The organism is Sinorhizobium sp. NFACC03, from assembly GCF_900103435.1.
Lineage (GTDB): Bacteria > Pseudomonadota > Alphaproteobacteria > Rhizobiales > Rhizobiaceae > Ensifer.
On sequence record NZ_FMXF01000037.1, the window covers coordinates 54,059 to 60,293 of the forward strand.

6 protein-coding genes are annotated in these 6,235 nt (G+C 63.1%); 4 read left to right on the forward strand and 2 right to left on the reverse strand.

All coding sequences use genetic code 11. From position 1 onward, the window contains the following. Window positions 1-75: 75 nt before the first annotated feature. From tauA to BLU35_RS30190, 3 genes are all read left to right on the forward strand, one after another. On the forward strand, window positions 76-1,083 hold the full coding sequence (gene tauA / locus BLU35_RS30180; RefSeq protein WP_093235827.1) for a taurine ABC transporter substrate-binding protein: 1,008 nt from the start codon (window positions 76-78) through the stop codon (window positions 1,081-1,083). A gap of 77 nt (window positions 1,084-1,160) precedes the next feature. After that, a complete protein-coding gene (locus BLU35_RS30185; RefSeq protein WP_093235828.1) occupies window positions 1,161-1,952 on the forward strand; it encodes a taurine ABC transporter ATP-binding protein in 792 nt (263 codons plus the stop codon). Beyond that, complete coding sequence (locus BLU35_RS30190; RefSeq protein ID WP_093235829.1) at window positions 1,949-2,800, forward strand: ABC transporter permease subunit; 852 nt, start codon at window positions 1,949-1,951, stop codon at window positions 2,798-2,800. Before BLU35_RS30185 ends, BLU35_RS30190 begins: the two co-directional genes overlap by 4 nt. Before the next feature lie 22 nt (window positions 2,801-2,822). Here the strand turns inward: BLU35_RS30190 and BLU35_RS30195 are convergent, their stop codons facing one another. Further along, complete coding sequence (locus BLU35_RS30195; protein ID WP_093235831.1) at window positions 2,823-4,229, reverse strand: FAD/NAD(P)-binding protein; 1,407 nt, start codon at window positions 4,227-4,229, stop codon at window positions 2,823-2,825. A gap of 322 nt (window positions 4,230-4,551) precedes the next feature. Further along, window positions 4,552-5,163 (reverse strand): RBBP9/YdeN family alpha/beta hydrolase, encoded by a 612-nt coding sequence (locus BLU35_RS30200; protein WP_093235832.1) that lies wholly within the window; start codon window positions 5,161-5,163, stop codon window positions 4,552-4,554. A 419-nt stretch (window positions 5,164-5,582) separates the two neighbouring features. On the opposite strand from BLU35_RS30200, the gene cysT reads away from it, so the two are divergent. Further along, the coding region (cysT, locus tag BLU35_RS30205; protein ID WP_093235838.1) for a sulfate ABC transporter permease subunit CysT at window positions 5,583-6,235 on the forward strand (653 nt) is incomplete at its 3' end.

Below are 6,235 nucleotides of genomic sequence, written 5' to 3' on the forward strand. Positions count from 1 at the left end.
AAAATCCACCTTTTTAATCAGCATTGTGATGAGGCTCCGGAGCGGGGCCAGGACCCAACCGTTGAGGAACACACAATGACGATCCGCAGACGCACCCTTCTTGCCGCAAGCGCGGCCCTGCTTCTGGCCAGCCAGGCCACCTTCCCCGCTCTCGCCGATGAAACGACGCTGACGATCGGTTACCAACCGATCGTCGAGCCGTCTCGGGTGCCGCAAGCGGATGGCACCTACGAAAACGTCACCGGAGCCAAGATCACCTGGCAAAAGTTTGATGGCGGCGCCGACGTGATCGCCGCGCTCGCCTCCGGGTCGATCGACATCGGCTATGTCGGCTCGTCGCCGCTCGCCGCGGCCGCCAGCCGGCAGCTCCCCCTCGAAACCATCTTCGTCGTCGGACTGATCAGCGAAGCCGAGGCCCTCGCCGTCAAGGGCATCGACAAGCCGGAGCAGCTTGCCGGCAAGAAGATCGCGACCCCCTTCGTTTCGACGGCGCATTACAGCCTGCTCACGGCCCTGAAACACTGGAACATCGATCCGAAATCGGTCGAAATCCTCAACCTTCGCCCCCCGGAAATCGCGGCTGCCTGGCAGCGCGGCGATATCGACGGGGCCTATGTCTGGGATCCGGTGCTTTCCGAGATAAAGAAGACCGCAACCGTGCTTGCGACCTCGAGCGATGTGGCGAAATGGGGAGGTCCTACCTTTGATGCCTGGATCGTCAGCAAGAAGTTTGCCGAGGAGCATCCGGATGTCGTGACCGGCTTCGTCAAGGTGACCGGCGACGCCTATGCGGATTACCGCGCAAAGCCGGAAAGCTGGAACGCCGGTTCGCCGCAGGTGGAAAAGATCGCCCGCCTCACCGGTGCAAAGCCTGAGGAGGTGCCGAACCTGCTCAGGGGCTACTATTTCCCTTCGCTTGAAGAGCAGGCAGGTGCCGATCTCTTGGGCGGAGCGACCGCCAAGGCCATCGCCGAGACCTCGGCCTTCCTGCTTGAGCAGGGCAAGATTCCCGCGGTGCTTCCGGATTACACGTCCTACGTCTCCGCTCGATGGGCGCAGGAGGCAGCGAAGCTCTCGTTCTGAGACCGCCCGTTCGGTAGCTCGCCCTTCCAGATGGCTGGGCGAGCATGTTGAGGCGCCACCCAGCCTGGAACAGCAGGATGTCCGTTCTTTCGCTCGAAAATATCACGCTGCGCTACGCAGCTTCCAACAACAGGACCACACCGGTTCTCGCCTCTATCAATCTAAAGATCGCCCGTGACGAATTCATCGTCGTCATCGGTCGCTCCGGCTCGGGTAAGACCAGTCTTCTCAATCTGGCGGCTGGCTTCGTGGCGGCAAGCAGCGGTCAGGTCTGCGTCGATGGCCGACCAGTTGCGGGTCCGGGTGCAGATCGGGCCGTGGTTTTCCAGGACGATGCGCTCTATCCGTGGCTGACCGCTCTCGACAATGTCGCCTTTCCGCTTCATCTGCGCGGTATTGCGAGGCCGGAGCGGCTGGAGAGAGCGCGGAGCCTCCTCAACCGGGTCGGTTTGCCCGATGCGGCGGACCGACACGTCTGGGAGCTCTCCGGCGGCATGCGCCAGCGGGTCGGTATCGCCAGGGCGCTCGCGTCAGACCCGAAGTTCCTGCTGATGGATGAACCGCTCGGCGCACTCGACGCACTCACGCGCAGCCGGATGCAGGGGTTTCTTCTCGATGTCTGGCAGAAGAGCGGCGTCGGCGCGCTCCTGATCACACATAGTATCGAGGAAGCGCTTCTGCTCGCGACCCGGATCATTGTGCTCGCGCCCAATCCCGGGCGCATTGCCAGCGAGATCGCAACCACGTTCGGTCGTGATCTTCTGGCCGGTGCACCGCTCGCCGAGATACGCAGTTCGCCGGCGTTCCAGCACTTGCATGACGAACTGACCGCTCTCATCCATGCCGAAGACGAAGGGATCGCCGCATGAGCCTCTCGATCGAAAGCGCGCCGTCGACGACGCATCAACCGCGCGACATCGTCGAGCAACCGGAACGGGGCACGACGAGATCGCCGCTACCACTCGCCTGGATATCCCTGGCAACGATCGTCGCGTTGCTCGCCCTTTGGAGCCTTGCCTCCAGCCATGGCCTCGTCTCGGCGCTCTTCCTGCCCTCGCCGCTCGCCGTCTACAAAGCTCTGCAAAGCCTTGCCGTCACAGGCTTCGTCGACGCGACCCTCGCCCAGCATGTGGGCGCCAGCCTTCTGCGGATTTTCGGGGCTCTTGCAGTCGCAGTCCTCCTCGGCGTGCCGGCCGGTATCGCCATCGGCACAAGCCGGCTCGGGAAAGGCATCCTCGATCCGATCGTGGAATTCCTGCGCCCCTTGCCGCCGCTTGCCTATTTGCCGCTGGTGATCATCTGGCTAGGGATCGGCGAGGCCTCCAAGATCGCGGTCATTGCGCTCGCAATGTTGCCACCGATCATTCTGTCCACGGCGACCGGCGTCAAATCCACCTCGAGCGATCACATCAACGCGGCCCGCGCCTTTGGCGCGTCGCGTCTGCAGGTGCTACGCCACGTCGTCCTGCCAAGCGCCCTGCCTTCGGTCCTGACCGGGACACGGATTGCGCTCGGCGCAGGCTGGTCGACACTGGTGGCGGCCGAACTGGTCGCGGCAACACGCGGCCTCGGCTTCATGATCCAGTCTGCTGCCCAGTTTCTGGTGACCGATGTGGTGATCGCCGGCATCGTCGTTATCGCGGCCGTCGCTTTCGTCTTCGAGATGACGGCGCGCCTGCTCGAGCGATGGCTCGTACCGTGGGCGACACGACGCTGACGCCTTGGGAGATCCGGTGTCGTCACCCGGTCTTCAGCGTCACGCGATGTCGGGTGGCGATCAATCGCGCCGCCGCATAGGTCTGCGTCACGATTTCGGGCACAAGGTCGATGTCCGGCAGGCTGCCGACGCCGAGCGGTCCGATCGCATAGAGATTACGCGTCGACTGCCCGCCGACCAGAACTTCGCCAGCCGGGCTGACGGCAATCCCAAGACTGAGCTCGTCCGGCTCCGCCAGGCCACCGGCAAAAAGGCTCTGCATCAGCGGTGCCCGAAGGTCCGGCGCCGAGCAGCGACAGTCGATTACCTGATCGGCGGAAAGCAACGTCTCCCCGTTTTCACCCGCCCAGCGCACCATCAAGCCATCAGGACGGCGCTTGCCCGCCCATCCCTTCCGAATGGTGGTTTGCCCGCCGGCAAGCTCCTGCTGGAGCCGCAGGTGCAGGGGCGCCGGCAGGCGGTTGCGGTGGCTGTCATAAATCGACCGAAGGTGCCGGTTGAACCGGTGCTTTTCCTCCTCAGGCAAAGATTGCCAGAGAGAGCGAGCGCGCCTGCGCAGGCCATTCATGGCCGCCTGCCAGCCAAGGCCGGCGGCTTCCGCCTCTGCGCAAGCCTGCCGGACGAAGCGGACGATATCGCCGAGCCGGGTCGGCATCGGCTCGACCGGAAAGGTCGGCGCCGCCGCCAGACGCGTATGCGGCTGCGGCAGAAAGCCGTGCCGGGAGAGAATGGTGATCTCGCCGGCAAAGCCGTTGTCGCGCAATTGCAGCAGGCGGTCGACGACGCGAACGCCGCTGCCGAGCAGGACGGCATGACGCGGCACGACGAGGCGGCGGGCGCGCACCAGCGGCTTCTCCTCCTCGGCGATCTCCATCTCGCCCTGGCGAAGGCCGAAGCCGGTGGCCAACACGACGGCATCGCACTCCACCGTTGCTTCCTCCTGCACCACCAGGAAGCGGCCATTGGCTTGCTTGCGCAGCCCCAGTACCGCCTGACAGGAAAGCTGCATTGAAATATCGGGCCGGCGGGTCAGCGCTTCGGAAAAGCGCTGATAGACGTAGTCGCTGAAGATGCTCTTCGGCACGAAAATCTGCTGAAAGCCGGGAATGGCGGCGGAAACGGCCGCGCGGAATTCGGCATTCGCCAACAGCCAGTCATTGAAATCCTCCGGCTGGCCGGCGGCGACCGAAAGGTCGCGCACTCGGCTGTTGAGGATCTCGCCACTCTGGGCGGCGGCCAACACCTGCCCGCCGCTGATCGTCGGCTGCGGATCGAAGAGGTGGACGTGGAACGCAGTCCGCACCGACTTCATCAGCGCAATGGCCATCATCACCCCGGAAAAGCCGCGGCCGATGATGGCGATGTGCGGTTTGGCTCTCGCAGCGGCCCCCTCGGGAGCGACCTTCGCAAACAATCCATGGACAGTCATCTGCACTCTCCCATGGCCGGTTCTCCCCGGCAAAGTCTGAAATGCATGGCTGTTTCGGTTCGGAACGCGGACACCGACCGAATGGTGAATATTGCCGACCGAGGTCTCGATATACGACATAGTCGCGGGGTCGGGAAAACATAGCGCCCGCCGCGGCAGCGGTCGAGCCCGTACCCGTTGTTCTGGTTGGCCTGGCACTTTGGTGCATGGTCATCCCTAGACGGCATACTCTATAAAGTTAGTGCGCTATTAGAGCGCGAAACGATCTGAACATCAAGTGCCATGTGGAAGAGCCCGTCGGGCTGGCTCTCGTCACAAGGCTTCAGGTCAGGCCGCTCGACACGGGTGAGCGGTCCATCACCTCAAGTTCGATCGGTTGCGCGCGCGCCGGCTCCCGGCGCGCGATGCCGTTCAGCACACGCAACAGATCATAGCCATGCGACCAGCGGCCGAAGCCACTGGCGATATTGATATGGCCGGCATAGCCAAGGTCGACGAGACGGCTACCCCATCTTGTCGAAGCGTGCCGCAGGCGGTCGAAAGCCATATAGGGATCGTCGAGGCTGCCGACGACGAGGCTGGAAAAAGGGAGCGGCAGGTCGGGCATCGCGCCGAAATCGATGGCGCCGGGATGCAGGCGGTCGGTGGGGTCAAGGTCGCAGGGCGCAACAAGCAGTGCGCTGCGCACATGTCTTGCCAGGGGACGCCGCGCCAGGTTGGCAACAAGAACCGAGCCGAGGCTGTGGGCTACCAGGTCGACGATTCCGTGCCGGAGGATTTCGCGTTCGAGAGCATCGCGCCAATCATCGAGCCTCGGCCGGTTCCAATCGACCTGTTCGACCAGAGCGGCATCCGGGTGATCTCTCAACCAATGGCGTTGCCAGTGTCCCTCGTCGGACCCGAACAATCCCGGAATGATGAGCGTTTTTGCCATGACATCAATCTCTTGCGAAGGCGATGCGGGAGTTACAACGACCCGTTGCAGGCAGGTCCGGTTCTGAACCGACTATGCGCAACCGACGGACGGCGGAGAAGCAAGGAACGCCTAATATCTATAAAATCGATAGTATTTATTTTCCTGTCTGAAAGTTACACCCGCGTGATCGACAATCCGGCATGGAACAATATTCGCAGTAGAGTGTTTCCATCGACGCGGCTCAAAAGCGAAATCAGTTTCCTTGTGACCCGTCCCAGCGTCAAAAATTTGCGTTGTTGGAGCCCGTGAAATTGTTAGTTTGGCGCCGAAATACACCGGCGCTCTGACAAGCCGGCCAACCGGCGACTTGATGTTCGGTTTGGATGAGGGGATGGCGCGACCGTTTGCGGTTGCAGGGCTGAAAAGGTGACTGGAATTTGACGGACCGACGCAATGGGAGCCGCTGGCGATTTCGCCAGCCGAGTGTTTTGCCTGGCTTTGGGCTGTCGCTCGGGATCACGCTGAGTTGGCTGGTGCTGATCGTGTTGATCCCGCTGTCGGGGCTGGTGTGGCGGGCCAGCGGGCTCGGCTGGGCCAAGTTCTTTGAGCTGGCGCTCGATCCGCGCACGCTCAATGCGCTGAAGATCTCGTTCGGCACGGCGTTTCTCGCCGCCGTCATCAACCTCGTCTTCGGCGTCATCCTCGCCTGGGTGCTGGTGCGCTATCGTTTCCCCGGCAAACGGGTGATCGACGCCATGGTCGACCTGCCGTTCGCCCTGCCGACCGCGGTTGCCGGCATTGCCTTGACGACGCTTTATGCCGGCAACGGCTGGATCGGCCAGTTCATCGAGCCGCTCGGCCTCAAGATCGCCTTTACGCCATCCGGCATCGTCGTCGCGCTGATCTTCGTCGGCCTGCCGTTTGTCGTCAGGACCGTGCAGCCGATCATGGAGGAGATCGACAAGGAGGTGGAAGAAGCCGCCGCCACGCTTGGCGCCAGCCGCTTCCAGACGATCAGCCGGGTGCTGTTGCCGGGACTGCTGCCGGCCGGCCTGACCGGCTTTGCCCTCGCCTTTGCCCGCGGCGTCGG